A 25,636-nucleotide genomic window follows, 5' to 3' on the forward strand; every position below is an offset into this window, starting at 1 on the left:
CACGCCTCCTGACCGCTCTCCGCCCCATCGACGACCACGCCTCGCGCCGTCAACGGTGGGAACACGCCGCGCGATCACCATCGAGGACAACGTATGGTTGGGCGGGGGTGTCATCGTCTGCGCGGTCGCTCGGGGCGGACGCATTGAAACGCTCCAGCAGCTCTCGCGCGCGGAGGCGTTCGGCAACGAGTTCGGGGTTCGTCGTCTCGGTAGAGTTCGCCTACGAGCATGCGTTCCTTGTGCGTTCGTATGCCCGCCACGATGCCGGTCGGTGGTAGGCGGTCGTTGTCGGAGACCTGGGAAGGGGCAGGCGTGGACCACGCGGAAGCCGTTGCGAGCAACAGGGTCAACTGGGACGAGCGCGCCGAGATCCACGTTCGTTCACAGATGTACGACGTCGAGGGCTTTCTGGCCGACCCGACAAGGGTCTCCGACGTCGTTCGCAACGACCTGGCGGTGCTGGCGCCGCACCTACCCGACTCCGGCGTCCGCGATCATTCGTTGCTGCACTTGCAGTGTCACATCGGCATCGACACCGTCTCCTGGGCGCGCCTCGGCGCGGTCGATGTGCACGGCCTCGACTTCTCACCCAACTCGCTGCGCCATGCTCGGCGGATTGCCGCGGCCGACGGTCACCACATCACGTGGGTGGAGGGGGATGCTCGTCGCGCGTCGTCGCTGATCGATCGCCGGTTCGACATCGTCGTCACCAGTGCGGGAACGATTGTGTGGCTCCCGGACCTGGGGGAGTGGGCGCAGTCGATCCACGACCTTCTCGAGCCGGGCGGAGTGTTCGCCATCCGTGACGACCACCCGGTCCTCGGCGCAATGGCGTTCGAGCCGTGGACGATCACGGACGACTACCTCGGTGGTGGTGGAACCCGCACCTACGACGACTCGGGCACCTACACCGACGGGCCCGAGGCGGTCGAGCAGGTCATCAACCACGAGTGGCGGCACGATCTGGGTGAGGTCGTCGGCTCGCTGCTCGACGCGGGACTCGCGATCGAGGCGGTAGCCGAGTTGCCGTACATGGATTGGCCCGCCTTCGCCGAGCTCACACCCTGTCCGGAAGGGTGGACGCTTCCTCCGACGTCGCCCCGCATCCCCCTGAACTTCGCCGTGGTGGCGAGGCGTCCACCCGCCTGACCCGCACCAACGCCCACCAGCCGAGGGTCTCGAGAATGCCGAGCGCCTCGAGAATGTAGTCGGTGCGGTCCTCGGCCGCGGTCCTGGGCAACACGACGGTGGCGTAACCCAGAGTGCAAGCTCGAGGCAGCGGCGCGAGAAGGCCGCAGGATCGGCCCACGGTAAGGTGCCGCCTCCGCCGCCCGAGCAGCCGGCGAGGACAACGAACCGGTTCATGCGGGTCACAACGGGTGGATCCGCCGGCCCGCGCTGGTGCGCGATCACCCTGAGTGACGAGACCTCGAGTTCGACGGGCGTTCGAGTGCCTCGACTCGTGCGACATACTCGGCATCATGCGGATCACGGGTGCCGGGCCGGTCGCATGGCTGGCAGCGGCACTCGGGCGCTTCAACGGTCGCCATCCGTGGAACCACAACGACCTGTACGCACCGTGGATCGCGTCTCGTCTCCGCGAGGTAGGCGCACGCGAGGTTCTCGACATCGGCTGCGGAACGGGAAATCTCATTGCGCGCCTGCGTCGTGACGTCGCGGTAACGCACGGTGTCGAACCGGACCCCGCCGCAGCGCGTGCAGCGACAGAGCGGTTTGTCGCCGATCCGCGAGTCACCGTGGTGAACGAGCCGTTCACCGGGCGGAAAACGCCACGCTGCGACGCGATCACCGCCGTCGCGGTCCTGCATCATCTTCCACTTGTGTGGGCTGTGCGTGAGATGCGCGAGAGCCTGGCACCTGGTGGCCGGCTCGTGATCGTCGGCTGCTACCGCGACGAGTCGGTCGGCGACGCCGTGGCCGGCATCGCCTCGGCGCTGCTCAACCCGGTCATCGGTATGCTCATGCACCCGCGTCGCGCGGCGAGTCTCCCGTCCTCGATGAGGGTGCCGACCGTGTCGCCGCGCGAGACGCTCGCCGAGATCCGCGCTGCCGTGGCGGCCGAACTTCCGGGCGCGCGGGTGCGGCGCAGGCTCTTCTGGCGTTACACGGTGGTCTACGACGCGCCGCCGCGCTGAAAACGACGTCGGCGTCGACTCACCTGTGCGAAGTGCTCGCCAGCCGGTGACGAATACCGTCGACGAACGTCTCGAGCCCGAACTCGAACCGGGTGTCCGGGTCGCCGTCGCCGAGATCTTCGTCGCGCGCAGGATCGGTGACGGGGGCGTCCGGGGAGATGCCGCTGCGGGTGAGCGCGCCCGCCTGTTCGAGTTGGAGACGCGACTGCTCGTCCAGGGTTTGGCCGAGAACGAAGTGCAACAACGCGTACGACGCGAGCTCGGCGTGCTCGCGCGAGAGCCCGCCGCCGCGTAGTGCGACCGAGAAGGACTCGCGCGCACGCGAATTGGTGAGGCGCGACGCGTACGTGGCGGACACCAGTTCGGCGCCGTCCCGGTGCGCCAGGAGCGCCGCCCGCATCCGGCGCGCGAGCGTGAGCGTCTGCTCGTCCCATCGCTGTGCGGTCCAGTCGGACTCGGCGCCGCCGGTGGCCGGTGAATCGACGTCCTCGAGGATGCGGTCGGCGATCGCGCCGAGCAGCGTCTGTTTGTTGGGGAAGTGCCAGTAGAGCGCGCCGGGCTGCACGCCGAGCGCGGTGGCGAGGCGGCGCATCGTGAGGTCGGCGAGGCCGAACTCGTCCAGGATCGCCGTCGCGGCGTCGAGGATGTCGGAGCGACGTAACTGCACGTGTTGACACTACTCGACCGACTTCCTACATTGAACGCCGTTCAATTGAACGGTGTTCAAGTCGACGCTCACCCGTGGTGGGCGACAGTCAGGAGACGGTGTGACGGAAACGACGGCAGGCGCGAGCGACTCGCGCGACATCCTCGACATCGCCCGCACGCAGGTGCTCGAGCACGGCGTCGGCCTCACCGAGGAACAGGTGCTCGCGGTGCTCGCACTGCCGGAGGATCGCCTCGACGAGTTGCTCCAGCTCGCGCACGAGGTGCGCCTCGCGTGGTGTGGCCCGGAGATCGAGGTCGAGGGGATCATCAGCCTCAAGACCGGCGGGTGCCCCGAGGACTGCCATTTCTGTTCGCAGTCCGGGCTGTTCGAGTCGCCTGTCCGTTCGGCGTGGCTCGACATCCCGAGCCTCGTCGAAGCCGCGAAGCAGACGGCCAAGACCGGCGCGACGGAGTTCTGCATCGTCGCAGCCGTCCGTGGCCCCGACGACCGGCTGCTCGCGCAGGTCGCCGCCGGCATCGAGGCGATCCGGAACGAGGTCGACATCCAGGTGGCGTGCTCGCTCGGGATGCTCACCGGGGATCAGGTGGAGCGGCTCGCCGAGATGGGCGTCCACCGCTACAACCACAACCTCGAGACCTCGCGATCGTTCTTTCCGAATGTCGTCACGACGCACACGTGGGAGGAGCGCTGGGAGACCCTCACGATGGTCCGTGACGCCGGCATGGAGGTGTGCTGTGGCGGCATCCTCGGCATGGGCGAGACGCTCGCCCAGCGCGCCGAGTTCGCGGCGAATCTCGCGGCGTTGGGGCCCGACGAGGTGCCGCTCAACTTCCTCAATCCGCGTCCCGGCACCCCGTTCGGCGATCTCCCGGTCCTGCCCGTCGCAGAAGCGCTCACCGCGGTCGGGGCGTTCCGGCTCGCGCTGCCCCGCGCGATGCTGCGCTACGCGGGCGGCCGGGAGATCACCCTCGGCGATCTCGGTGCGCGCCAGGGGATCCTCGGTGGCATCAACGCGGTCATCGTCGGCAACTACCTCACGACGCTCGGCCGTCCCGCCGAACAGGATCTCGACCTGCTCGTGGACCTCCAGATGCCGCTCAAAGCGCTGAACGCGACGCTGTGACACCCACCGAATCCCGGGCGACCACGGCGTCTGCGGCGCCCGACACGGCCGCGCCGGATCTGTACGACCCGTTCACGGGCGCGCTGCTCGCGGCGGCGTCGCCGCGCACGGCGGCGGTCGAACTCGGGCTCGAGCCGCCGCGGTTCTGTGCACGGTGCGGCAGGCGCATGGTCGTGCAGATCGCACCGGACGGATGGTGGGCGCGCTGCTCCCGTCACGGCGTCCGTGACTCGCGGGACGGTTCGCGGCGGTAGCGTCGGATCCCGTGACGAGTCTTCGCGAGTTCGGCAAGCACGGGATGCGTGCGCTGTTCGGTGGCGTCCTGATCGCGTCGGCGGTCGTCGGTGTGGCGTGGGGTCTGCTCGCGCCCGCCGAACAGGTCGTGGTGGTGGCCGACGGGTCCGGCGTCGCGCTCACCGGTGAGAGCCTGCACCGCTTCGACGCGGTGGCGATGCTGGCGTGTGCGGGCGTCGCGGTCGGTGTCGTGTCCGCGGTGGCGGCGTGGGGGTTGCGCCGCGCGCGGGGTGTGCGACTCGTGGCCGTCGTGTTCGTGGCGTCGGTGCTCGGCGCGATGCTCAGCGCGAGCGTCGGCGACCTCGTCGGGTCGCTGCGCCACCAGGGCGCGGGCACGGCCGAGACGGGCGAGATGGTGAGTGTCGCACCGAGTGTCGAGACTCTCCTCGTCCTGGTGTTCCAGCCGCTCGCGGCGTGCCTCGTCCTCGCGGTGCTCGCGCTGCTCAATCCGCGAGACGATCTCGGTGCCGTCGACGAGGATCCGCACGCGCCTCTCCGTCCCGGCGACGACGTCGCGTCGGGGGAGTCGTCAGTTCGGGGGGCGTAGCGCGGCGAACTCGTCGGTGACGCGCAGCGCGTGATCGATGAACCGGTGCACCGCGGCCGGTCGTCCGCCACCGGGGCCCGAGCGCGCCGTCTCGCCGGTCGACCCGATCACGCCGCGGCGGGTCAGGACGCGCTGGAGGTTGGTGGTGTCGACCTGGTAGCCGAGCGCGGCGCAGTAGATGTCGCGCAGCTCGGACATCGTGAACCCGTCGGGTGCGAGGGCGAACGCGATGTTGGTGTACGAGAGTTTCGCCGCGAGGCGGGCTCGAGCGTGCTCGATCATCACGCGGTGGTCGAACGCCATGTCCGGTAGCTCGGCGACGGGGTGCCACGCGGTGTCGTCGGGGATCCGCGGATCGGACGTGACGGGCACGAGACCGAGATAGGTCGACGCGATCGTGCGCGTGCCGGGCACACGGACGGGGTCGCTGAACACGGACAGCTGCTCGAGGTGGTGCAGTTCGCGCACGTCGACCTTCTCTGCGAGCTGTCGCCGAGCCGACGTCGTGAGGTCTTCGGTGGGTCCGAGCGCGCCGCCGGGGAGCGACCACGCGCCGCGTTGCGGATCGAGCGCACGTTGCCACAGCAGCACCGCGAGTTCGGGTGCCGAGTGACCCGCATCACTGCGACGACCTGCGCGTTCGTGTTCGTCGAAGTGGCGAACCTGGAACACGACGGTGAGCACTTCGTGAGCAGTGTTACTATCGGGCATGTTTTCGATTGTAAGTCGAAAACCCCCGTCGGTCGAAACTGCACCCCAGTCGGTCGACACCGCAACGGAAAACCGGGCACCGTGCCCGCATCGAAGGAGCGTGCCATGACGAGTGCGTTGTGGACCAACACCGGATCCGCCCTCGCGGGCGTCCACGACGGCCCGGGCGGATACACGGGCGTCGAGGCGACCCCCGAATGGGCAGCCGAGATCAAGCGCCTCGCGCGCGAACGCGGCGCGACGCTGCTCGCGCACAACTACCAGTTGCCCGCGATCCAGGACGTCGCCGACCACGTCGGCGACTCGCTCGCGCTCTCGCGGATCGCGGCCGAAGCACCCGAGGACACGATCGTGTTCTGCGGCGTGCACTTCATGGCCGAGACCGCGAAGATCCTCAGCCCCGACAAGACCGTCCTGATCCCCGACGAGCGTGCGGGCTGTTCTCTCGCCGACTCGATCACCGCGGACGAACTGCGGGCGTGGAAGGCCGAGTTCCCGGACGCCCTCGTCGTGTCGTACGTCAACACGACCGCCGAGGTGAAGGGGCTCACCGACATCTGCTGCACGTCGTCCAATGCCGTCGACGTGGTCGCCTCGATCGACCCGGACCGCGACGTGCTGTTCCTCCCCGACCAGTTCCTCGGTGCGCACGTCAAGCGCGTCACCGGACGCAGCAACATGCACATCTGGGCAGGCGAATGCCACGTGCACGCGGGCATCAACGGCGACGAGCTCACCGCGAAGTCCCGCTCGCACCCGGACGCCGAGCTGTTCGTCCACCCCGAATGCGGCTGCGCCACGTCCGCGCTCTACCTCGCGGGAGAGGGCATCGTGCCCGACGATCGGGTCAAGATCCTCTCCACCGGCGGCATGCTCGACGCGGCCCGCGCGACCGGCGCGCGCGAGGTTCTCGTCGCGACCGAGGTCGGCATGCTGCACCAGTTGCGCAAGGCCGCACCCGACGTCGACTTCCAGGCCGTCAACGACCGCGCGTCGTGCCCCTACATGAAGATGATCACGCCCGCCGCGCTGCTGCGGTGCCTCACCGAGAACAAGGACGAGGTGCACGTCGACCGCGCGACCGCCGAGCGCGCTCGCGCGTCGGTACAGCGCATGATCGAGATCGGTAACCCCGGCGGCGGGGAGTGACCACGTCCCCCACCACGTCGGGCGTGCGGGACGAGCGCGTCGATATCGTCGTGGTCGGCGGGGGAGCCGCGGGGCTCAGCGCCGCGCGGGTCGCGGCACGGGCGGGTCTGCGGGTCGTCGTACTCGTCAAGTCGGCCGACACCGCGACGCGCTACGCGCAGGGCGGTATCGCCTACGTCGCCACCGGCGGCGCAGACTCCGTCGACGCGCACGTGGAGGACACGGTGGTCGCGGGCGCCGGGTTGTGCGACGTCGACGCGGCACGCTCGATCGTGTCGTCCGGCGCCGATGTCGTGGAATCGCTCGTCGCACGCAGCGGACGCTTCGATCGCGCCGTGGACGGCGCGCTCGCACGCACCAGGGAGGGCGGGCACCACGCGCGGCGCATCGTGCATGCAGGCGGCGACGCGACCGGCGCCGAAGTGCAACGCACCCTCACCGCCGACGCGCAGGTGGCCGGCCTCGACATCCGTTCCGGCGTCACGGTGCTGCGCGTGCCTGCCGGACCGTACGGCGTGCACGGCGTCCTCGCGACCGACGGCACCGACACGCTCGTGTTCCACGCGCGCGCCGTCGTCCTCGCGACCGGTGGCCTCGGCCAGCTCTACACGTGCAGCACGAACCCGTCCGGCGCGACGGCCGACGGCATCGCGCTCGCGCTCGACGCGGGCGCCGACGTCGCGGACCTCGAATTCGTGCAGTTCCATCCCACCGCGCTGTACTCGCCCGAGGTGCCGGTGGACGGCCGCAGGCCGCTCGTGAGCGAGGCGGTACGCGGCGAGGGCGCCGTCCTGATCGACATGCACGGCGAATCGGTCACGGCAGGCGTGCACCCGCTCGGCGATCTCGCGCCGCGCGACGTCGTCGCCCGGGCGGTCACGGCGCGCATGCATGCGCTCGGCGTCGACCATGTGCTGCTCGACGCGACCGGCGTCGAGCGGGTCGGCGAACGGTTCCCCACCGTCACGGCGTCGTGCCGCGAGCTGGGGCTCGATCCGGCGCGCGACCCGATTCCCGTCGCTCCGGCCGCGCATTACGCGTGTGGCGGCGTGGTCACCGACGCGCACGGTCGCACCTGCGTGCCCGGCCTGTACGCGGTCGGCGAACTCGCGCGGACCGGTCTGCACGGCGGCAACCGGCTCGCCTCGAACAGCCTCCTCGAGGGTCTGGTGACGGGCGAGAGGGCAGGCCGCGCCGCCGCCGAGTTCGCGGCCGCGGCCAGCCGCGCGGTGCCGGGCGGCGACGAGATCGCATTCGCGACCGCGCGCGTGCTGCCCCGCCCCGTGCTGCAGGCGCTCACGACGGCCTACGCATCGGTACTGCGGGACGGGTCCGGCCTCGACGAACTCGTGGCGGTGCTGTCGTCCGCCGACACCGTCACGGTCGACGGCGCGCGCATCGCCGAGGACGCCGCGCTCACCGTGGCCGCGGAAGCGCTCGCACGCGCCGCGTCCGCCCGCACCGAGAGCCGCGGCGCGCACACCCGCACCGACCATCCCGACCGCGACGACGAACTGTGTGTGCCGATCACCGTGCGCCGCAGCGAGTCCGGAGAACTCGACGTGACCGTTCCCCGACTGACAGGAGTCGACTGATGTCCGCCACCACCGTCCGCGTGCTGCCCGACGGCCTGGGCCGCGACGAGATTCTCGGCGTCGTGCACGTCGCACTCGACGAAGACCTGCGTTACGGGCCGGACGTGACGACCGAGGCCACCGTGCCCGCCGACGCGCGCACCCGCGCCTCGGTCGTGTCGCGCGCGCCGGGCACCGTCGCGGGCCTCGATGTGGGATTGCTCGTCCTCGACGAGGTCGTCGGATCGAACGGCTACGAGATCGTCCAGCGGGTCGCGGACGGCACGCGCGTCGCGCCCGGCGATGCCGTCCTCACCGTCGACGCTCCCACGCGTGGCCTGCTCACTGCCGAGCGCACGCTGCTCAACATCCTGTGCCACCTGTCGGGCATCGCCACCGCGACGACGGAGTGGGTCGACGCCGTGCAGGGTACGCACTGCCGTATCCGCGACAGCCGCAAGACGCTGCCCGGCCTGCGGGCTCTGCAGAAGTACGCGGTGCGCGTCGGAGGCGGCGTGAACCACCGGATGGGTCTCGGCGACGCCGCGCTCGTGAAGGACAATCACGTCGCGGCGGCCGGATCGATCGTGGCGGCGCTGCGCGCCGTGCGGGCTGCCGCGCCGGACTTGCAGTGCGAGGTGGAGGTCGACACGCTCGAGCAACTGGACTCCGTGCTCGCCGAAGGCGTCGAACTCGTGCTGCTCGACAACTTCCCGGTGTGGCAGACGCAGATCGCGGTGCAGCGCAGGGACAAGATGTCGCCGGACACGAAGCTCGAATCGTCGGGCGGTCTGACCCTCGACGTCGCGGCGGACTACGCGCGCACGGGCGTCGACTACCTCGCGGTGGGTGCCCTGACGCACTCGGTGACCGTGCTCGACCTCGGCCTCGACATGTGACGCCGGCTCGACACGTGACGCCGGGCGGGGACGGTGCCTAGGCTTCGCGACGCTCGACGTCCCGCTCGTCCGGGCGATCGTGCTCGGCGGTCTTCGCGCGGGAATCGACCACCTGCTGCCACCACGTGTCGAGCGGACTCGGATCGGGCCAGACCACGGCGTCGTCGATCGGTGCGTTCATACGTGTCGGTTCTCCCGAGTCTGCAGAAGCTGCCGGGTGCGAACGCGCTTATCGCGCTGCATTTCTCGGCATCCTGTGCGGGGATGGTAACACCGTCGAGGCTGTGGTGTGTGGCTTTCGATCGCGAACACGCTGTGCGGCAACGTCATCGACGCGCGCCACCCACTGTGCGTACTTCGCGAGTCCCGGCACGCCTTTTTCGCGCACAGGGGGTTCGCGTCCGTGGGGTGCCGATGCGTGCCGCGGGCGAGTCGGCGGCACTAGGCTCGGGATCCGTGAGCGAGCCGCGACCACCTGTATCCGATCGTTTTCCGCCGGCAACACCGTTCGTGTTGCCGACGATCACGCTGCCCGGTGGCGCCGTGCTTCGCGCCGCGCGGCCGGGTGACGAGCCGGGGATCCTCGCGTGCATCCGTGGCCTCGCCGAGTACGAACGCGAACCCGATGCCGTGGAGGCCACCGAGGCCGACCTGACGGCGGCGCTGTTCGGGCCGTCACCCGCGGTGTTCGCGCACGTCGTCGAGCGCCCCGAAGGCATCGTGGGCATCGCGGTGTGGTTCGTGAACTTCTCGACGTGGACCGGGCGGCACGGCATCTACCTCGAAGATCTGTTCGTGGACTCCGCGCTTCGTGGGGCCGGCTACGGCAAGGCGCTGCTGCATTCGCTCGCGCAGGTCGCGGTCGGGCGCGGTTACACGCGCGTCGACTGGTCAGTGCTCGACTGGAACACGCCGTCGATCGACTTCTACCGTGCACTCGGGGCGGTCCCGATGGACGGCTGGAGTGGATTCCGTCTCAGCGGCGACGCCCTCGAGACGTTCGGCGGCCGACCCGTGCCGTGAGCGACCGTGGCGGCGCACATGTCGCCGGTACGCCTATCCTGGATAATCGGTGTCGTCGCCGGTCGTGACCGTCCGGCTACACCTGTCAGCCCTACGCCTACCAGCTCCGTCACACGGACATCGGGAGAGGACGCCCATGCTTGCCCGCACCGACCTTCGCGGTCGAACCCCATCCACGGCCGAACTGCGTGCCGCGCTGCCACGAGGTGGAGTGGATGTGGACGCGGTGCTGCATCGGGTCCGTCCCGTGGTCGAGGCCATCCGCGAGCGTGGCGCCGAGGCTGCCCTCGAGTACAGCGAGCAGTTCGACGGCGTGCGCCCCGACACGGTGCGGGTGCCGCGGGCCGCGCTGGACCGCGCGCTCGCCGAGCTCGACCCCGAGGTGCGCACCGCACTCGAGGTCGCGATCGAGCGCACCCGCCTCGTGCACGCCGACCAGCGGCGCATCGACTCCGTCACCGAGGTCGTGCCGGGCGGCACGGTCACCGAGCGGTGGGTGCCCGTCGAGCGGGTCGGCCTGTACGTGCCGGGTGGCAATGCCGTCTACCCGTCGTCGGTCGTGATGAACGTCGTGCCCGCCCAGACCGCGGGTGTCGGTTCGCTCGTCGTCGCGTCTCCGCCGCAAGCCGCGTTCGGTGGTCTGCCGCACCCCACCATCCTCGCGGCGTGTGCGCTGCTCGGGGTCGACGAGGTGTGGGCCGTCGGCGGCGCACAGGCCGTCGCACTGCTCACCTACGGCGGCACCGACACGTCGACGGGTGGCGCCGCCGAACTGGCCCCGGTGGACATGATCACGGGCCCCGGCAACATCTACGTCACCGCGGCCAAACGGTTGTGCCGCGGTCTCGTCGGCATCGACGCCGAAGCAGGCCCCACCGAGATCGCGATCCTCGCCGACCGCACCGCCGACCCCGTGCACGTCGCGGCCGACCTGATCAGCCAGGCCGAGCACGACGTCATGGCCGCGAGTGTGCTGGTCACCGATTCCCTCGAACTCGCGGACGCGGTCGACGCCGCCCTCGACGCCCAGCTCGAGCTCACCAAGCACCGCGAACGTGTCACCACGGCGCTGTCGGGCAGCCAGTCCGGCATCGTGCTCGTGTCGACGGTCGCCGACGGCCTGCGCGTGGTCAACGCCTACGCCGCCGAGCACCTCGAGATCCAGACCGAGGACGCGAGCACGGTCGCGCAGGGAGTCACCAGCGCCGGTGCCGTCTTCGTCGGTCCGTGGGCGCCGGTCAGCCTCGGCGACTACTGCGCGGGCTCGAACCACGTCCTGCCCACCGCGGGCTGCGCCCGGCACTCGTCCGGGCTCAGTGTGCAGACCTTCCTGCGTGGCATCCACGTCGTCGACTACTCGGAAACGGCGCTCAAAGACGTGGCACAGCACGTGATCGCACTCGCCGACGCCGAGGACCTGCCCGCGCACGGCGAAGCGGTGCGCCTGCGCTTCGAATCCTTGCGGGGAGGCACGCAGTGAGCGCCGTGCCCGGCGCCGCTGCGACGCTCGACGACCTGCCGCTGCGCGGAAACCTGCGCGGCAAGTCGCCCTACGGCGCGCCGCAGCTGTCGGTGCCGGTGCAGCTCAACACCAACGAGAACCCGCACCCGCCGACGCAGGCGCTCGTCGACGACGTCGCCGAGGCGGTGCGTGAGGCCGCGCGCGAGTTGCACCGGTATCCCGATCGCAATGCGGTGGCCCTGCGCACCGAGCTCGCCGCCTACCTCGCGCGGCAGACCGGCGTGCCTGTCACGGTCGACAACGTGTGGGCCGCCAACGGGTCGAACGAGATCCTGCAGCAACTTCTGCAGGCGTTCGCGGGCCCGGGCCGCAGCGCGATGGGCTTCGTGCCGTCGTACTCGATGCACCCGATCATCGCGGACGGCACGGACACCACGTGGCTGCCCGTCCTGCGCGGAACCGACTTCGCGCTCGACGTCGACGCCGCCGTCGCCGCGATCACCGCCCAGCGTCCGGATGTCGTGTTCGTCACGAGCCCGAACAATCCCACCGGGCACAGCGTCGGCATCGCGGAGTTGCGTCGGATCCTCGACGCGGCGCCGGGCATCGTGATCGTCGACGAGGCGTACGCCGAGTTCTCGAGCGCACCGAGCGCGATGACGCTTCTCGACGAGTACCCCGCGACGCTCGTCGTGAGCCGCACGATGAGCAAGGCGTTCGCGTTCGCGGGCGGCCGGCTCGGTTACCTCGCGGCGGCTCCGGCCGTCGTCGAGGCGCTGCTGCTCGTGCGGCTCCCGTACCACCTGTCGGTCGTCACCCAGGCTGCCGCGCGCGCGGCGCTGCGGCACGCCGACGAGACCCTCGCGAGTGTGCACCTGCTCGCGCAGGAACGGGTCCGCGTGTCGAAGTCACTCGAGGACAGCGGATTCCACGTCGTGCCGAGTGACGCGAACTTCATCCTGTTCGGCGAGTTCGCCGACTCCGCCCGCGCCTGGCAGGCGTATCTCGACCGAGGCGTCCTGATCCGCGACGTGGGCATCCCCGGCCACCTGCGGGCCACGATCGGCCTCGCCGACGAGAACGACGCGCTGATCGCCGCGAGCGACGCACTCGCGGGCACCGAACTGGCCGACACCGAGACGGGCGCCACCGACGCGAAAGGCATGTCATGACCGCACGCACCGCGCGCATCGAACGCACCACCAAGGAATCGAGCATCGTGGTCGAGCTGAACCTCGACGGTTCCGGCACGGTCGACATCTCGACGGGTGTCCCGTTCTTCGACCACATGCTCACCGCGCTCGGCACGCACGCGAGCTTCGATCTCACCGTGCACGCGAAGGGCGACGTCGAGATCGAAGCGCACCACACCGTCGAGGACACCTCGATCGTGCTGGGGCAGGCTCTCGCGCAGGCCCTGGGAGACAAGAAGGGCATCCGCCGGTTCGGCGACGCCTTCATCCCGATGGACGAGACACTCGCGCACGCGGCCGTCGACGTGTCCGGCCGCCCGTACTGCGTGCACACCGGCGAGCCCGAGCACATGCTCGGCGCCGTCATCGGCGGCTACCCGGGCGTGCCGTACTCGACGATCATCAACCGGCACGTGTTCGAGTCGATCGCGCTCAACGCGCGCATCGCACTGCACGTGCGCGTGCTGTACGGGCGCGATCAGCATCACATCACCGAGGCCGAGTTCAAGGCCGTCGCGCGCGCACTGCGTGAGGCCGTCGAACCCGACCCGCGCGTGTCGGGCGTGCCGTCCACGAAGGGGACGCTGTGAGCAGCGGGCAGCGTGTGACCGGGGGCGCGCGGTGAGCACGTTGCTGATCTACGCGTTGTTCGTCGTCGCAGGCATCGCGGCGGGCGGCGCGTACTCGATGTACAAGGTCAACAAGATCTTCGCGGGCGTCCTGGCCGCTATCGCGGTGCTCGCCGTGGCCGGGGGCATCCTGCGGCTGATCGGCTGATGCGCTCGGTGGCCGGCGTCGCGCGCGGCCCCGGGCTTCTCCGCACGCCAGGACTGCTCACCGCGATGGTGATGGCGGCCGCGGCGTTCGGCGGCTTCGCACTTCTGCTGCCCGTCGTACCCCTCACCGTGTCCGACGCGGGCGGCGGGGACGCCGTTGCGGGCGCTGTCACCGCGACGTTCATGGCCGCGACGGTCGCGACCCAGCTCGGCACGCCCGCGCTGCTGCGCCGCTGCGGCCACCGGGTCGTCCTCGCAGCGGGGTGCATCGCACTCGGGCTGCCGTCGCTCGTGCTCGTGTGGTCGGCGCTCACGCCCGTCGTCCTCGCGGTGTCGGCCGTGCGCGGCGTCGGCTTCGGGCTGCTCACCGTCGCGTCCTCGGCGCTCGTCGCCGAACTCGTCGCGCCCGAACGGCTGGGCCGGGCGAGTGGCCTGCAGGGCATCGCGATCGCCGCGACGCAGATGGCCGGGCTGCCTGCAGGTCTCGCGCTGTACCACCGGTTCGGTGCGGTGCCTGCCATCGTCGTCGGCGCGGTCGTCCCGGTCCTCGCCCTCGCGGCGATCGCCCGGCTGCCGACGCTGCACCCGAGGCACCGGCCACGCGGGGGAGCGCGGCTGCCGTTCGCTGCCCTCGCATATCCGCTGACGGCTCTCGGGGCGGCGGCGGTCGCGTACGGAGCGGTCGCGAGCCTGCTGCCGATCGCGGTGTCGCAGCGTGCGACGCTCGCCGGTGCGCTGCTCGCCGTGGTGAGCGGTGCGATGCTCGTCGGCCGGTACTCCGCGGGCACGGTGTCGGATCGGTTCGGGCCCGGCCGCGTCGTCGCACCCGCTGCGGCGTGCGCGACCGTCGGTCTCGCGCTGCTCGCACTCGCGGTCGCGGTCGACCCGGTCGCCGCCGTGTACGTCCTCGGGGCCGTGGCCTTCGGCCTCGGTTTCGGTGCAGTGCAGAACGACTCGCTCGTCATGGTCTTCGCGCTCGCCGGCCCCGGACGCACCGCGCCCGCATCCGCCGCGTGGAACATCGGGTTCGACGCGGGCACCGGTCTCGGGTCGCTCTCCCTCGGTGTCGTCGCCGCGGTCGCCGGCTACCCGTGGATGCTCGTCGTCGCGGCGTGCGTCGTGGCCCTGGCACCGACGGTCGTCGCACTCGCCACCCTCGGGGCGAGGCGCGACGCGACGGCCCTGCGCGGCGTCGATAGAGTGGAGTCATGACCAGCATCGCCCTGCTCGACTACGGATCGGGCAACCTGCACTCGGCCGCCAGGGCCCTCGCGCGCACCGGCGCCGACGTCACCGTGACGTCGGACCATCGCGTCGCGCTCGGCGCCGACGGTCTCGTGGTTCCGGGCGTCGGCGCGTTCTCGGCCTGCATGGAGGGCCTGCGCGCGGTCAAGGGCGATCGCATCATCGGCCAGCGCCTCGCGGGCGGCAGGCCGGTTCTCGGTATCTGCGTGGGCATGCAGATCCTCTTCGAGCGTGGCGTCGAGTTCGGGGTCGAGGCGCAGGGCTGCGGCGAATGGCCCGGCACGGTCGACCGTCTGCAGGCCGAGGTACTTCCGCACATGGGGTGGAACACGGTCACCGCGCCCCAGGACACGGTGCTGTTCAAGGGCATCGACCCGGGCACCCGCTTCTACTTCGTGCACTCGTACGCGGCGCAGACGTGGGAGATGCCCGAATCCGACCACTTCGCGCCGCCGTTGCTCACCTGGGCGGACCACGGCGGCCCGTTCCTCGCGGCCGTCGAGAACGGCCCGCTGTCGGCCACCCAGTTCCACCCGGAGAAGTCCGGCGATGCGGGTGCGGAACTGTTGTCCAACTGGGTTCGCAGCCTGTGAGTGCGGGCGACCGTCGCGATTCCGGCTCCCAGCCGGACGACGACCGGCGCCCGCTCTCCTACGCGCTCGTCGCGCTGTCCTCGCTCGGCGCGGTGCTCTCGATCACCGCCATGGGCGTGGTGTCGACGCGGCTCACGCGGCGCGCCTACGGGCCACCCGGCGAGCAGACATCCCGCAGGCACCCGGGGCCGGGTTCGCGCCCCTGACCGACTAGGGTTGGCGCAGTGAGCCTGGTCCTGTTGCCCGCGGTCGATGTCGTCAACGGTGAAGCTGTCCGTCTCGTCCAGGGCGAGGCCGGGAGCGAAACCTCCTACGGGTCGCCCCGCGACGCCGCCCTGCAGTGGCAGGAGGCGGGTGCCGAATGGGTGCACGTCGTCGACCTCGACGCCGCATTCGGCCGCGGCTCCAACTACGCACTCCTGGCCGACGTCGTCGGCGAACTCGACGTCGCCGTCGAACTGTCCGGCGGTATCCGCGACGACGCGTCCCTCGACGCCGCTCTCGCCACCGGATGCGCGCGCGTCAACATCGGCACCGCCGCCATCGAGAACCCCGAGTGGTGCGCCCGCGCCATCGCGAAGCACGGCGACCGCATCGCGGTCGGCCTCGACGTGCGTCGCGACGGCGAAGCGTACCGCCTGCGCGGTCGCGGCTGGGTCAGCGAGGGAGGTGACTTGTTCGACACGCTCGCCCGCCTCGACCGCGACGGGTGCGCGCGCTATGTCGTCACCGACATCTCGAAGGACGGCACGCTCACCGGGCCCAATCTCGAGCTCCTCCGCCAGGTGTGCGACGCCACCGACGCTCCCGTCGTCGCGTCCGGCGGCATCTCCGCGCTGGACGATCTGCGTGCCATCGCCGCGCTCACCGAGCACGGCGTCGAGGGCGCGATCGTCGGGAAAGCCCTCTACGCCGGGCGATTCACGCTGCCCGAGGCGCTGGCCGCGGTCTGAACCCGATGGCCCTCGACCGAGATCCACGCGATCTACTCGCCGTCGCGGGGCAGATCCTCGACGGCGTCGCCGACAGATTCGTCGACGGAGTCGGCGCGCCCGGCTCGGTGCCGAAGGGGCCCGACGACTTCGCCACCGACGTCGACCTCGAACTCGAACGGCGGTTGACCCGAGAACTCGAGGAACGCACCGGCATCGCCGTGCACGGCGAGGAATTCGGTGGCCCGGACCTGCGCTCGGGCACCGCGTGGGTCGTCGATCCCATCGACGGCACCCTCAACTATTCGGCAGGCCTGCCCACGTGCGGCATCCTGCTCGCACTCGTCGACGACGGAGTTCCGATCCTCGGCCTCACCTGGCTACCGCTGCTGGGCATGCGCTTCGCCGCGGCCGCAGGCGGACCGCTGCTGCGCAACGGCGACCCCCTACCGGCCCTGACGCATCGCAGTCTCGACTCGGCGATCGTCGCGACCGGCCCACTCAACCCCGACAGCCGCGGACGCATTCCCGGCCCGTTCCGCGTCGAACTGTTCACCGAGCTCACGCGCGCGTCGTCGCGGGTGCGGATGCACGGTTCGACCGGCTTCGACCTCGCCCTCACCGCGGCGGGGGTGCTCGGCGGTGCCGTCGTGTTCGGGCGCAACGCGTGGGACAACGCTCCCGGCGTCGCGCTCGTCCGCGCGAGCGGCGGCGTCGTCACCGACCTGTCCGGTGCGCCGTGGACGATCGCCTCCGACTCGGTGCTCGCCGCCGCGCCGGGAGTACACCAGGAGATACTCGATATCCTGGACGGAGTGCGGCAGCGCGAGCGCCGCGACGCGCAGTGACGCGACAGACACGAGACGAGACAGTCACAAGCAATGACGAGATGTGTGAGGACGGTGGCACGATGACCCTCGCGGTGCGCGTCATTCCCTGCCTGGACGTCGACGCGGGCCGCGTCGTCAAGGGCGTCAACTTCCAGAACCTGCGCGACGCGGGCGATCCCGTCGAGCTCGCCGCCGCCTACGACGCGCAGGGCGCCGACGAGCTCACCTTCCTCGACGTCACCGCCTCCACATCCGACCGCGGCACGATGCTCGACGTCGTGAGCCGCACGGCCGAGCAGGTCTTCATTCCGCTCACCGTCGGAGGTGGCGTGCGCACCGTCGAAGACGTCGACAGGCTGTTACGCGCCGGCGCCGACAAGGTGAGCGTCAACACCGCAGCAATCGCACGTCCCGAACTGCTGCGCGAACTCAGCGAGCGATTCGGATCGCAGTGCATCGTGCTGTCGGTCGATGCGCGCACCGTGCCCGAAGGCGCCGCCCCCACGCCGTCCGGCTGGGAGGTCACCACCCACGGCGGCAAGCGGGGCACCGGCATCGACGCCGTCGAATGGGCCGTACGCGGCGCCGAACTCGGCGTCGGCGAGATCCTGCTCAACTCGATGGACGCCGACGGCACCAAAGCCGGATTCGATCTCGCGATGATCGAAGCCGCGCGCGGCGCAGTGCACGTTCCGGTCATCGCGAGCGGTGGAGCCGGCGCCGTCGAACATTTCGCACCCGCAGTGGCGGCAGGTGCCGACGCGGTCCTGGCCGCGAGTGTGTTCCATTTCGGCGACATGACGATCGACGAGGTCAAGACATCCATGCGCTCGGAAGGGATCACCGTTCGATGACCACCCTCGCACCCGCTATCGCGGCGCGACTCAAGCGCAACGACGCCGGCCTGATCGCCGCTGTCGCACAGGAGAAGTCGACCGGCGACGTCCTGATGGTCGCGTGGATGGACGACGAAGCGCTCGCCCGCACCCTCGCCACCCGCAAGGCCACGTACTACTCCCGCTCACGCCGCGCATACTGGGTCAAGGGCGAGACGTCGGGGCACACGCAGCACGTGCACGAGGTGCGGCTCGACTGCGACGGCGACACCGTCCTCCTCGTCGTCGACCAGGAAGGCGCCGCGTGCCACACCGGCACCCACACGTGCTTCGACACCGACATCCTGCTCGCATCCGACTGACGATCCCGATGCGCTGACGGCCCCGGCACTCTGCGCTGCTGGCACAATCGCCGCATGCCGCTCATCCAGATCAGCCAGACACCCGGCCTGTCCACCGAACAGAAGCGCGACGTGATCGCGGCCGTCACCAAGGCATACGCCGAGGCCACCGGCAAGAACGAGTCGAGCGTCTGGGTCACGCTCACCGACGTGCCCCGCGAGAACTGGGGCGTCGGCGGGGCACCCCTCGGCTGAATCCGCTACGCCCGCACCGTCACATCACCCACCCGCTACGCCCGCACCGTCACATCACCCACCCGCTACGCCCGCACCGTCACATCACCCACCCGCTACGCCCTCCCGACACCCGAGGCGATGGCCTTGTCCAGTTGGGTGAGCATCGCGCTGCCGAGTTTGTGGAGCTGCCGCACCTGCGCGGGCCGCAGGCCGTCGAACACCAGTGCCCGCACGGCCGCGACGTGACACGGGGCCGCTTCCGCGATGCGGGCGCGCCCCGAGTCGGTGAGCACCGCGTACGACGCCCGCGAGCCCGGCACCGCTTCGCGCTCGACCCATCCGGCCTTCTCCATCTTGGTGACGACATGGGACAGGCGCGAGAGCGAGGCATTGGCCTGGCTTGCGAGAACCGCGAGCTGGAGGCGGTTCTCGGGTGCGAGGGACAGCTGCGCGAGCACCGAGTAGTCGAAATGCGTCATGTCCGCGTCCCGCTGGGTCTGGGTGTCGAGAGCCGACGGCAGCCTCATCAACAGGGCCACGAGGGTCTGCCACGCCTGCTGCTCGTCGTCGTCGAGCCAGTTCACCTGTTCCGTGCCGTCCACCGGTTCCATGCCGTCCAACCTAGCGGGCGCGCGTCGGCACTCGCGTACAGTGGGAGAGGCCAGAGCTTGAAGCTTCAAGTTGTGTCTTCGCGTCGGCGGGCCCCGTCCTCCCGGCGACTCGCCGAGTGGAGGTAGGAGAACCATGACCGCCGACGCACCGGGCAGCGCTTTGCCCGCGCTGTATCTGAGTCACGGCGCACCGCCGTTGGTCGACGACGCGCGCTGGGTCGCCGAACTCCGCGCGTGGGCGCGCGCACTGCCGCGCCCCGACGCGATCCTCGTGGTGTCGGCGCACTGGGAATCGGCGCCCGTCGCGATCGGGTCGACACACGACGCGACACCGCTGGTGTACGACTTCGGCGGCTTCCCCGAACGCTTCTACCGCGCGCGGTACCCGTCGCCGGGCGCGCCGGAACTCGCCCGCATGCTCGCCGCGCTGCTGCCCGCCGACGAGCCGGTCGTCCAACTTCCCGAACGCGGACTCGACCACGGTGCCTACGTGCCGCTCAGCGTGATGTACCCGGACGCCGACATCCCCGTGCTGCAGATGTCGCTGCCGACCCTCGACCCCGAACGGCTGCTCGAACTGGGCAGGCGCCTGCGCGCACTGCGTGAGCACGGTGTGCTCGTCGTCGGCTCGGGGTTCACCACGCACGGACTGCCTTTCCTCACCGATCCGTCGCCCGACGCGCCCGCGCCCACGTGGTCGCGTGAGTTCGACCACTGGACGCGGGAGGCACTCGACGCGGGCGACGTCGACGCGCTCGCCGACTTCCGCCGCCGCGCGCCGGGCATGCCGTACGCGCACCCCACCGTCGAGCATTTCGCCCCGATGTTCGTGACGCTCGGTGCCGCGGCCGACCCGTCCGCGCCGCCCGAGCAGGTGATCGACGGCTTCTGGATGGGCCTCGCGAAGCGCTCGTTCGCCGTGGCCTGAATGGGTTCCCGCGCGAGTGACGGCGCCGGGACGCTGCCGCCCGGACGCGCCTGGGAGACTGGAGGGTATGCACGGCGACCCCACCGCTCCCGACACGACGACCTCACGCGCACAGTTCCGCCATCTCGCGGCCGAGCATCGCGTCGTACCCGTCACCCGCAAGCTGCTCGCCGACGCCGAGACTCCGTTGTCGGCGTACGCCAAGCTCGCGGCGGACCGGCCCGGCACCTTCCTGTTCGAGTCCGCGGAGAACGGCAGTTCGTGGTCGCGCTGGTCGTTCGTCGGTGCCGGGAGCGCCGCCGCGCTCACCGTCGTCGACGGCGAGGCCGCATGGTTCGGCAATGTGCCCGCCGGGGCACCGTCGGGCGGCGACCCGATCGAAGCGCTCGGCCGTACTCTCGAACTGTTGCACACCGAGCGTCTGGCCGGCCTTCCCCCGCTCACCGGCGGCATGGTCGGGTTTCTCGGCTACGACGCGGTGCGTCGGCTCGAACGCATCGGCGAGCACACCGAGGACGATCTGGGTCTGCCCGAGATGGTGATGATGCTCGCCACCGACCTCGCGGCACTCGATCACCACGAAGGCGCGATCTGGCTCATCGCGAACGCCGTCAACTGGGACGGCACCGACGAGCGGGTCGACGAGGCCTACGACGACGCGCTCGCGCGGCTCGACGCGATGGAGGCCGCGCTGTCGGCGCCCACCCCGTCGACGGTGTCGCGTTACGCGCGGCCCGCCCCGCAGTTCACCCGGCAGCGCACCGAAGCGGACTTCGGCGAAGACGTGCACAGGCTCGTCGGCGAGATCGAGGCGGGCGAGGCATTCCAGGTCGTACTGTCGCAGCGCTTCGAGATGCCGTGCACGGCCCCGCCGCGCGACGTGTACCGGATGCTGCGTGCGTCGAACCCGAGCCCGTACATGTACCTCGTGCACGTCCCCGACGGAGACGGCGGCACCGCATTCTCGATCGTCGGCTCGAGCCCCGAAGCTCTCGTCACCGTCCACGACGGCGTCGCGACGACGCACCCGATCGCGGGCACCCGCTGGCGCGGCGCGAGCGAGGAGGAGGACATCGTGCTCGAGAAGGACCTCCTGAACGACGAGAAGGAGAATTCCGAGCACCTGATGCTCGTCGACCTCGGCCGCAACGACCTCGGCCGCGTGTGCGAGCCCGGCACGGTCAAGGTGCACGACTACTGCCACATCGAGCGCTACAGCCACGTGATGCACCTGGTGTCGACCGTCACGGGGCATCTGGCGGACGGCAAGCACGCGCTCGACGCCGTCACGGCGTGCTTCCCGGCGGGCACACTCTCGGGCGCGCCGAAGGTGCGCGCGATGCAGCTGATCGAAGAACTCGAGCCCACCCGACGCGGCGTGTACGGGGGCGTGGTCGGCTATCTCGACTTCGCGGGCGACGCGGACACCGCGATCGCGATCCGCACCGCGCTGATCAAGAACGGTGTCGCGTACGTGCAGGCGGGTGCCGGCGTCGTCGCCGATTCGCAGGCCGAATACGAGGACGCCGAGTCGCGCAACAAGGCGATGGCCGTGCTCGGCGCGGTCGCCGCAGCCGAGACGCTCAGCGAAGCCGGAAAGGTGGCGGCAGACGAGGAGGCAACCGATGAGTGACGTGTCCGGTGCGGCCACGGACGAGCCGACTGCGCGCCGGGGCCCGAGCGCGGCGCTCGCGGTCGTCCTGCTCGCAGTCGCCGCGCTGTGCCTGTGGAGTTCGTCGCGCATGACGTGGGTCGACGTCACCTCGGCCGACGGGCTGGGTGAGGAACGCGCGACCGCCGTCGAGGGAGGCACGTGGGTCGCCGCGCTCACTCCGCTCGCGCTCGCGCTGCTCGCCGCGGTCGCCGCGTCGTTCGCGGTGCGGGGGTGGGCGCTCAAGGTCGTCGCGCTGCTCGTCGCGCTGGTCGCGGTCGCGGCGGCGATACCGTCGATCGATCTCGTCGTCTCCGGTACCACCGACGAGCGCGCAGGCTCGCTCGCCGAGCTTCCTGCGCGCGCCGAGGTGACCGGCACCGTCGTGCACATCGGCCCCGCGGTCCTGGCGATCGTGGGCGCCGTCGCGGCCCTGGCTGCCGCCGTTGCACTCGCGCTGCGGCCCCGCGCGAAATCCGGCCTGTCGTCGAAGTACGCGGCGCCCGCAGCGCGCAAGGACGCCGCGACCGAACAGGTGCGCGCCGGTGGCGACGAACCCGTGACGCAGCGCATGCTGTGGGATGCGCTCGACGCGGGCGAGGATCCGACGACGGACGCGTCGACGGCGTCCGCCTCGCCGGAAGCGCGGGCCGCGGAGGCCGACGAGCAGGACGACAATCCAGGATCCGGTGGCTCGGCGGGGGAGTCGGGCACCCGGTCGTAACCGAAGGCAGACGGGTCGATACCCTGTCAATGTCTCGATGAGCTTTCTCACATCGGACTTCCGTCCAGAAAGGACTCGGGCCAGAAGATGACTGTTCTCGACTCGATTCTCGACGGCGTGCGTGCCGACGTCGCTGCTCGTGAAGCTGTCACCGACTTCGCCGCGGTCAAGGCCGCGGCTGCCGCCGCGCCGGCTCCGCGTGACGCCACGGCCGCGTTGCTCGGTTCGGGAATCGGGGTCATCGCGGAGGTCAAGCGAGCCAGCCCGTCGAAGGGTGCGCTCGCCGACATCCCCGACCCGGCGGTCCTCGCCGCAGCGTACGAGGCCGGTGGCGCGCGCGTCATCAGCGTGCTCACCGAACAGCGCCGCTTCCAGGGCTCGCTCGCCGACCTCGACGCCGTCCGCAGGGTCGTCGACATCCCGATCCTGCGCAAGGACTTCGTGGTCGGCCCGTACCAGATCCACGAGGCGCGTGCCCACGGTGCCGACGTCGTGCTGCTGATCGTCGCGGCACTCGAGCAGTCGGCGCTCACGTCGCTCATCGACCGCACCGAGTCGCTCGGCATGACGGCGCTCGTCGAGGTGCACACCGAAGCGGAGGCGGACCGCGCGCTCGAAGCGGGCGCCAAGGTCATCGGTGTCAACGCGCGCGACCTCAAGACACTCGAGGTCCACCCGGAGACCTTCGGCCAGATCGCGCCGGGGCTACCGACCGAGGTCGTCAAGATCGCCGAGTCGGGTGTGCGGGGCACGGCCGACCTCCTCGCGTACGCCGGCGCCGGTGCGGACGCCGTGCTCGTCGGCGAGGGACTCGTCACGAGCGGCGACCCCCGCAAGGCCGTCGCCGATCTGGTCAACGCGGGCGCACATCCGTCGTGCCCCAAGCCTGCGCGCTGACCCGCACGAAGGCCTGCGCGTGCGGCCGTCGAGCCGCAGACCCGCGCGGCGAGACGCGACCGTGTTGGGGCAGACTGGAAGCGTGACTGCAGCCGATTCGAACCCCGTATCCAGCCCCCCGAACTCGGGCGCCTCGAACTTCAAGGGCGGCGCGTTGCCGACGTCGAGCGCGGGCATCGTCGAACGCACCGGGCACGACCCCGATGCGACGGGGCACTTCGGCGTCTACGGCGGCAGGCACGTTCCGGAAGCGCTGATGGCCGTCATCGAGGAGGTCACCGCCGAGTACGGCAAGGCGCGCGCCGACGAGAGCTTCCTGCACGAACTCGACCGGCTGCAGCGCGACTACACGGGCCGTCCGTCGCCGCTGTTCGAAGCCACCCGCATGAGCGAATACGCGGGCGGCGCACGACTGTTCCTCAAACGCGAGGATCTCAACCACACCGGCTCGCACAAGATCAACAACGTGCTCGGCCAGGCGCTGCTGGCGAAGCGGATGGGCAAGCAGCGCATCATCGCCGAGACCGGCGCGGGGCAGCACGGTGTCGCCACCGCGACGGCGTGCGCATTGCTGGGGCTGGACTGTGTGATCTACATGGGCGCGGTCGACACCGAACGTCAGGCGCTCAACGTCGCGCGCATGCGGTTGCTCGGCGCCGAGGTCGTGTCCGTCGAATCGGGTTCGCGCACCCTCAAGGACGCGATCAACGAGGCGCTGCGCGACTGGGTCACCAATGCGCACGACACCTACTACGCATTCGGCACGGCAGCAGGCCCGCATCCGTTCCCGATGCTCGTCCGCGACTTCCAACGCGTCGTCGGGCTCGAAGCCCGCGAACAGATCAAGGCGGTGACCGGCCGCCTGCCCGACGCGGTCACGGCGTGCGTCGGCGGCGGTTCGAACGCCATCGGCATCTTCCACGCGTTCCTCGACGATCCGTCGGTGCGGCTCGTCGGCTACGAGGCGGGCGGCGACGGCGTCGGCACCGGCCGCACCGCCGCGACGTTCACGGCAGGCACCCCTGGCGCCTTCCAGGGCGCGTACTCGTATCTGCTGCAGGACGAGGACGGGCAGACCATCGAGTCGCACTCGATCTCGGCGGGCCTCGACTACCCGGGAGTCGGCCCCGAGCACGCGCTGCTGCGCGAGACCGGCCGCGCAACCTACGAACCGGTCGACGACGCCGACGCGATGGACGCGCTGCGACTGCTGTCGCGGCGCGAAGGGATCATCCCCGCCGTCGAATCCGCACACGCCGTCGCCGGTTCGCTGCGGCTGGGCCGCGAACTCGGCGAAGGCGCGATCATCGTCGTGAGCCTGTCCGGCCGCGGCGACAAGGACATGGACACCGCCGCCACGTGGTTCGGACTGTTCGACGACGCACCCGCCGCCGAGACGCTTCCGAACTCCGACCAGAAGGATCCGCACCAGTGAGTACTTCGCGCCTGCAGCCCGTATTCGACCGGTGCAAGGCCGAGCGCCGCGCCGCGCTCGTCGGCTACCTGCCCGCCGGTTTCCCGACCGTTCCCGACTCGATCGACGTGTTCAAGGCGATGGTCGACTCCGGGTGCGACATCGTCGAGGTCGGCGTCGCGTACTCCGACCCCGTGATGGACGGTCCCACGATCCAGGCGGCCGCCGAGACCGCGCTCACCAACGGTGTCCGTGTCCGAGACCTGTTCCCGGTGGTCGAGGCGATCTCCGCGGCAGGTGGCAGCCCCGTCGTGATGACCTATTGGAATCCCGTCCTGCAGTACGGCGTCGATGCATTCGCGCGCGATCTCGCGAACGCGGGCGGACTCGGCATGATCACGCCGAATCTCATCCCCGAGGAAGCGGGGGAGTGGATCACCGCGTCCGAGGAACACGAGCTCGATCGCATCTTCCTCGTCGCGCCGTCGTCGACCGAGGAACGGCTCGCGATGACGCTCGAGGCGAGCAGCGGCTTCATCTACGCCGCGTCCACCATGGGCGTCACCGGCGCACGGGACGCCGTCGACTCGGTCGCGCCCCAACTCGCCGCGCGCATCCGCGCCCATTCGGACATCCCGATCGGCGTCGGCCTCGGTGTCCGGTCGGGCGCGCAGGCCGCCGAAATCGCTGCGTACGCGGACGCCGTCATCGTGGGCTCGGCGCTCGTGTCGGCGGCAGGCGAAGGTCTCGACGAGGTGCGCAGGCTCACCGCCGAGCTCGCCGACGGTGTCCGGTCGGCTACCGTGGCGTCGTGACACCC

31 protein-coding genes are annotated in these 25,636 nt (G+C 70.7%); 27 read left to right on the forward strand and 4 right to left on the reverse strand.

Features of this window, described 5'->3' with window-relative positions:
* The first annotated feature begins 312 nt into the window (after positions 1-312).
* Together HCA44_RS09230 and HCA44_RS09235 are read left to right on the forward strand one after the other, a co-directional pair.
* Complete coding sequence (locus HCA44_RS09230) at positions 313-1,149, forward strand: class I SAM-dependent methyltransferase (RefSeq protein ID WP_346764652.1); 837 nt, start codon at positions 313-315, stop codon at positions 1,147-1,149.
* A gap of 332 nt (positions 1,150-1,481) precedes the next feature.
* Complete coding sequence (locus HCA44_RS09235; protein ID WP_169648256.1) at positions 1,482-2,156, forward strand: class I SAM-dependent methyltransferase; 675 nt, start codon at positions 1,482-1,484, stop codon at positions 2,154-2,156.
* 19 nt (positions 2,157-2,175) lie between these two features.
* On the opposite strand, the gene HCA44_RS09240 is transcribed toward HCA44_RS09235, so the two are convergent.
* Positions 2,176-2,823, reverse strand: coding sequence for a TetR/AcrR family transcriptional regulator C-terminal domain-containing protein (locus tag HCA44_RS09240; RefSeq protein WP_169648257.1), 648 nt, complete (start codon positions 2,821-2,823; stop codon positions 2,176-2,178).
* A 100-nt stretch (positions 2,824-2,923) separates the two neighbouring features.
* On the opposite strand from HCA44_RS09240, the gene bioB reads away from it, so the two are divergent.
* From bioB to HCA44_RS09255, 3 genes are read left to right on the forward strand one after another with little or no spacing between them, the layout of a single operon-like run.
* On the forward strand, positions 2,924-3,949 hold the full coding sequence (gene bioB / locus HCA44_RS09245) for a biotin synthase BioB (RefSeq protein ID WP_169648258.1): 1,026 nt from the start codon (positions 2,924-2,926) through the stop codon (positions 3,947-3,949).
* Between the two features lie 59 nt (positions 3,950-4,008).
* The gene (locus tag HCA44_RS09250) at positions 4,009-4,203 is read left to right on the forward strand and encodes a hypothetical protein (RefSeq protein ID WP_169648374.1); all 195 of its coding nucleotides are present in this window, start codon (positions 4,009-4,011) and stop codon (positions 4,201-4,203) included.
* 11 nt (positions 4,204-4,214) lie between these two features.
* On the forward strand, positions 4,215-4,790 hold the full coding sequence (locus tag HCA44_RS09255; RefSeq protein ID WP_169648259.1) for a DUF2567 domain-containing protein: 576 nt from the start codon (positions 4,215-4,217) through the stop codon (positions 4,788-4,790).
* Here the strand turns inward: HCA44_RS09255 and HCA44_RS09260 are convergent.
* Positions 4,773-5,501, reverse strand: a complete 729-nt coding sequence (locus tag HCA44_RS09260) for an NUDIX domain-containing protein (RefSeq protein WP_169648260.1) — start codon at positions 5,499-5,501, stop codon at positions 4,773-4,775. The genes HCA44_RS09255 and HCA44_RS09260 overlap by 18 nt on opposite strands.
* A gap of 105 nt (positions 5,502-5,606) precedes the next feature.
* Between HCA44_RS09260 and nadA the strand changes: the two genes are divergently transcribed.
* From nadA to nadC, 3 genes are read left to right on the forward strand one after another with little or no spacing between them, the layout of a single operon-like run.
* Positions 5,607-6,650 (forward strand): quinolinate synthase NadA, encoded by a 1,044-nt coding sequence (gene nadA / locus HCA44_RS09265; RefSeq protein WP_169648261.1) that lies wholly within the window; start codon positions 5,607-5,609, stop codon positions 6,648-6,650.
* Positions 6,647-8,245: an L-aspartate oxidase gene (locus HCA44_RS09270; protein WP_169648262.1), complete on the forward strand. Its 1,599-nt coding sequence runs from the start codon at positions 6,647-6,649 to the stop codon at positions 8,243-8,245. The genes nadA and HCA44_RS09270 overlap by 4 nt, the downstream gene beginning before the upstream one ends.
* Positions 8,245-9,123, forward strand: a complete 879-nt coding sequence (nadC, locus tag HCA44_RS09275; protein ID WP_169648263.1) for a carboxylating nicotinate-nucleotide diphosphorylase — start codon at positions 8,245-8,247, stop codon at positions 9,121-9,123. The genes HCA44_RS09270 and nadC overlap by 1 nt, the downstream gene beginning before the upstream one ends.
* Positions 9,124-9,160: 37 nt before the next feature.
* On the opposite strand, the gene HCA44_RS09280 is transcribed toward nadC, so the two are convergent.
* Positions 9,161-9,304 carry a hypothetical protein gene (locus HCA44_RS09280; RefSeq protein WP_169648264.1) on the reverse strand — a complete coding sequence of 48 codons (144 nt, stop codon included), beginning with the start codon at positions 9,302-9,304 and terminating at the stop codon, positions 9,161-9,163.
* Between the two features lie 362 nt (positions 9,305-9,666).
* On the opposite strand from HCA44_RS09280, the gene HCA44_RS09285 reads away from it, so the two are divergent.
* The 13 genes from HCA44_RS09285 to HCA44_RS09345 all read left to right on the forward strand — a co-directional run bounded on the left by HCA44_RS09285 (position 9,667) and on the right by HCA44_RS09345 (position 18,609).
* Positions 9,667-10,146 carry a GNAT family N-acetyltransferase gene (locus HCA44_RS09285; protein ID WP_169648375.1) on the forward strand — a complete coding sequence of 160 codons (480 nt, stop codon included), beginning with the start codon at positions 9,667-9,669 and terminating at the stop codon, positions 10,144-10,146.
* Positions 10,147-10,282: 136 nt separating this feature from the next.
* Positions 10,283-11,626 (forward strand): histidinol dehydrogenase, encoded by a 1,344-nt coding sequence (gene hisD / locus HCA44_RS09290; protein ID WP_169648265.1) that lies wholly within the window; start codon positions 10,283-10,285, stop codon positions 11,624-11,626.
* The gene (locus HCA44_RS09295) at positions 11,623-12,780 is read left to right on the forward strand and encodes a histidinol-phosphate transaminase (RefSeq protein ID WP_169648266.1); all 1,158 of its coding nucleotides are present in this window, start codon (positions 11,623-11,625) and stop codon (positions 12,778-12,780) included. Before hisD ends, HCA44_RS09295 begins: the two co-directional genes overlap by 4 nt.
* On the forward strand, positions 12,777-13,391 hold the full coding sequence (gene hisB, locus HCA44_RS09300) for an imidazoleglycerol-phosphate dehydratase HisB (RefSeq protein WP_169648267.1): 615 nt from the start codon (positions 12,777-12,779) through the stop codon (positions 13,389-13,391). Before HCA44_RS09295 ends, hisB begins: the two co-directional genes overlap by 4 nt.
* 31 nt (positions 13,392-13,422) lie before the next feature.
* Positions 13,423-13,578 carry a hypothetical protein gene (locus HCA44_RS09305; protein WP_169648268.1) on the forward strand — a complete coding sequence of 52 codons (156 nt, stop codon included), beginning with the start codon at positions 13,423-13,425 and terminating at the stop codon, positions 13,576-13,578.
* On the forward strand, positions 13,578-14,789 hold the full coding sequence (locus tag HCA44_RS09310) for an MFS transporter (RefSeq protein WP_169648269.1): 1,212 nt from the start codon (positions 13,578-13,580) through the stop codon (positions 14,787-14,789). The genes HCA44_RS09305 and HCA44_RS09310 overlap by 1 nt, the downstream gene beginning before the upstream one ends.
* A complete protein-coding gene (hisH, locus tag HCA44_RS09315) occupies positions 14,786-15,415 on the forward strand; it encodes an imidazole glycerol phosphate synthase subunit HisH (RefSeq protein WP_169648270.1) in 630 nt (209 codons plus the stop codon). Before HCA44_RS09310 ends, hisH begins: the two co-directional genes overlap by 4 nt.
* On the forward strand, positions 15,412-15,621 hold the full coding sequence (locus HCA44_RS09320) for a hypothetical protein (protein ID WP_169648271.1): 210 nt from the start codon (positions 15,412-15,414) through the stop codon (positions 15,619-15,621). Before hisH ends, HCA44_RS09320 begins: the two co-directional genes overlap by 4 nt.
* An 18-nt stretch (positions 15,622-15,639) precedes the next feature.
* On the forward strand, positions 15,640-16,368 hold the full coding sequence (priA, locus tag HCA44_RS09325; protein ID WP_169648272.1) for a bifunctional 1-(5-phosphoribosyl)-5-((5-phosphoribosylamino)methylideneamino)imidazole-4-carboxamide isomerase/phosphoribosylanthranilate isomerase PriA: 729 nt from the start codon (positions 15,640-15,642) through the stop codon (positions 16,366-16,368).
* 5 nt (positions 16,369-16,373) lie between these two features.
* Positions 16,374-17,195, forward strand: a complete 822-nt coding sequence (locus HCA44_RS09330) for an inositol monophosphatase family protein (RefSeq protein ID WP_169648273.1) — start codon at positions 16,374-16,376, stop codon at positions 17,193-17,195.
* A gap of 62 nt (positions 17,196-17,257) precedes the next feature.
* Complete coding sequence (gene hisF, locus HCA44_RS09335) at positions 17,258-18,031, forward strand: imidazole glycerol phosphate synthase subunit HisF (RefSeq protein WP_169648274.1); 774 nt, start codon at positions 17,258-17,260, stop codon at positions 18,029-18,031.
* Positions 18,028-18,375 carry a phosphoribosyl-AMP cyclohydrolase gene (gene hisI / locus HCA44_RS09340; protein WP_169648275.1) on the forward strand — a complete coding sequence of 116 codons (348 nt, stop codon included), beginning with the start codon at positions 18,028-18,030 and terminating at the stop codon, positions 18,373-18,375. Before hisF ends, hisI begins: the two co-directional genes overlap by 4 nt.
* Positions 18,376-18,429: 54 nt before the next feature.
* Positions 18,430-18,609 (forward strand): 4-oxalocrotonate tautomerase family protein, encoded by a 180-nt coding sequence (locus HCA44_RS09345; protein WP_169648276.1) that lies wholly within the window; start codon positions 18,430-18,432, stop codon positions 18,607-18,609.
* A gap of 95 nt (positions 18,610-18,704) precedes the next feature.
* On the opposite strand, the gene HCA44_RS09350 is transcribed toward HCA44_RS09345, so the two are convergent.
* Positions 18,705-19,202, reverse strand: a complete 498-nt coding sequence (locus HCA44_RS09350) for a MarR family transcriptional regulator (RefSeq protein WP_169648277.1) — start codon at positions 19,200-19,202, stop codon at positions 18,705-18,707.
* 133 nt (positions 19,203-19,335) lie between these two features.
* Between HCA44_RS09350 and HCA44_RS09355 the strand changes: the two genes are divergently transcribed.
* The 6 genes from HCA44_RS09355 (at position 19,336) to trpA (ending at position 25,631) form a co-directional block, all read left to right on the forward strand.
* Entirely contained in the window at positions 19,336-20,130 is a 795-nt protein-coding gene (locus HCA44_RS09355) for a class III extradiol ring-cleavage dioxygenase (protein WP_169648278.1), read from the forward strand.
* Between the two features lie 67 nt (positions 20,131-20,197).
* Positions 20,198-21,763, forward strand: coding sequence for an anthranilate synthase component I (locus HCA44_RS09360; RefSeq protein WP_169648279.1), 1,566 nt, complete (start codon positions 20,198-20,200; stop codon positions 21,761-21,763).
* On the forward strand, positions 21,756-22,505 hold the full coding sequence (locus HCA44_RS09365; protein ID WP_169648280.1) for a TIGR02234 family membrane protein: 750 nt from the start codon (positions 21,756-21,758) through the stop codon (positions 22,503-22,505). Before HCA44_RS09360 ends, HCA44_RS09365 begins: the two co-directional genes overlap by 8 nt.
* A gap of 87 nt (positions 22,506-22,592) precedes the next feature.
* Complete coding sequence (trpC, locus tag HCA44_RS09370; protein WP_169648281.1) at positions 22,593-23,402, forward strand: indole-3-glycerol phosphate synthase TrpC; 810 nt, start codon at positions 22,593-22,595, stop codon at positions 23,400-23,402.
* A gap of 154 nt (positions 23,403-23,556) precedes the next feature.
* Positions 23,557-24,837: a tryptophan synthase subunit beta gene (gene trpB, locus HCA44_RS09375; protein WP_206037956.1), complete on the forward strand. Its 1,281-nt coding sequence runs from the start codon at positions 23,557-23,559 to the stop codon at positions 24,835-24,837.
* Entirely contained in the window at positions 24,834-25,631 is a 798-nt protein-coding gene (gene trpA / locus HCA44_RS09380) for a tryptophan synthase subunit alpha (protein ID WP_169648283.1), read from the forward strand. Before trpB ends, trpA begins: the two co-directional genes overlap by 4 nt.
* Positions 25,632-25,636: the final 5 nt, after the last annotated feature.

Origin of the sequence: Rhodococcus sp. HNM0569 (assembly GCF_012726205.1) — a bacterium.
GTDB lineage: Bacteria > Actinomycetota > Actinomycetes > Mycobacteriales > Mycobacteriaceae > Rhodococcus_F.

What these genes read in the sequence shown, in the direction of transcription:
- HCA44_RS09235 (WP_169648256.1), top strand. Translation starts at nt 1,482, where the DNA reads ATGCGGATCACGGGTGCCGGGCCGGTCGCATGGCTGGCAGCGGCACTC.
- HCA44_RS09260 (WP_169648260.1), bottom strand. Translation starts at nt 5,501, where the DNA reads ATGCCCGATAGTAACACTGCTCACGAAGTGCTCACCGTCGTGTTCCAG.
- nadA (WP_169648261.1), top strand. Translation starts at nt 5,607, where the DNA reads ATGACGAGTGCGTTGTGGACCAACACCGGATCCGCCCTCGCGGGCGTC.
- nadC (WP_169648263.1), top strand. Translation starts at nt 8,245, where the DNA reads ATGTCCGCCACCACCGTCCGCGTGCTGCCCGACGGCCTGGGCCGCGAC.
- HCA44_RS09280 (WP_169648264.1), bottom strand. Translation starts at nt 9,304, where the DNA reads ATGAACGCACCGATCGACGACGCCGTGGTCTGGCCCGATCCGAGTCCG.
- hisD (WP_169648265.1), top strand. Translation starts at nt 10,283, where the DNA reads ATGCTTGCCCGCACCGACCTTCGCGGTCGAACCCCATCCACGGCCGAA.
- hisB (WP_169648267.1), top strand. Translation starts at nt 12,777, where the DNA reads ATGACCGCACGCACCGCGCGCATCGAACGCACCACCAAGGAATCGAGC.
- HCA44_RS09310 (WP_169648269.1), top strand. Translation starts at nt 13,578, where the DNA reads ATGCGCTCGGTGGCCGGCGTCGCGCGCGGCCCCGGGCTTCTCCGCACG.
- hisH (WP_169648270.1), top strand. Translation starts at nt 14,786, where the DNA reads ATGACCAGCATCGCCCTGCTCGACTACGGATCGGGCAACCTGCACTCG.
- HCA44_RS09330 (WP_169648273.1), top strand. Translation starts at nt 16,374, where the DNA reads ATGGCCCTCGACCGAGATCCACGCGATCTACTCGCCGTCGCGGGGCAG.
- hisF (WP_169648274.1), top strand. Translation starts at nt 17,258, where the DNA reads ATGACCCTCGCGGTGCGCGTCATTCCCTGCCTGGACGTCGACGCGGGC.
- hisI (WP_169648275.1), top strand. Translation starts at nt 18,028, where the DNA reads ATGACCACCCTCGCACCCGCTATCGCGGCGCGACTCAAGCGCAACGAC.
- HCA44_RS09345 (WP_169648276.1), top strand. Translation starts at nt 18,430, where the DNA reads ATGCCGCTCATCCAGATCAGCCAGACACCCGGCCTGTCCACCGAACAG.
- HCA44_RS09350 (WP_169648277.1), bottom strand. Translation starts at nt 19,202, where the DNA reads ATGGAACCGGTGGACGGCACGGAACAGGTGAACTGGCTCGACGACGAC.
- HCA44_RS09355 (WP_169648278.1), top strand. Translation starts at nt 19,336, where the DNA reads ATGACCGCCGACGCACCGGGCAGCGCTTTGCCCGCGCTGTATCTGAGT.
- HCA44_RS09360 (WP_169648279.1), top strand. Translation starts at nt 20,198, where the DNA reads ATGCACGGCGACCCCACCGCTCCCGACACGACGACCTCACGCGCACAG.
- HCA44_RS09365 (WP_169648280.1), top strand. Translation starts at nt 21,756, where the DNA reads ATGAGTGACGTGTCCGGTGCGGCCACGGACGAGCCGACTGCGCGCCGG.
- trpC (WP_169648281.1), top strand. Translation starts at nt 22,593, where the DNA reads ATGACTGTTCTCGACTCGATTCTCGACGGCGTGCGTGCCGACGTCGCT.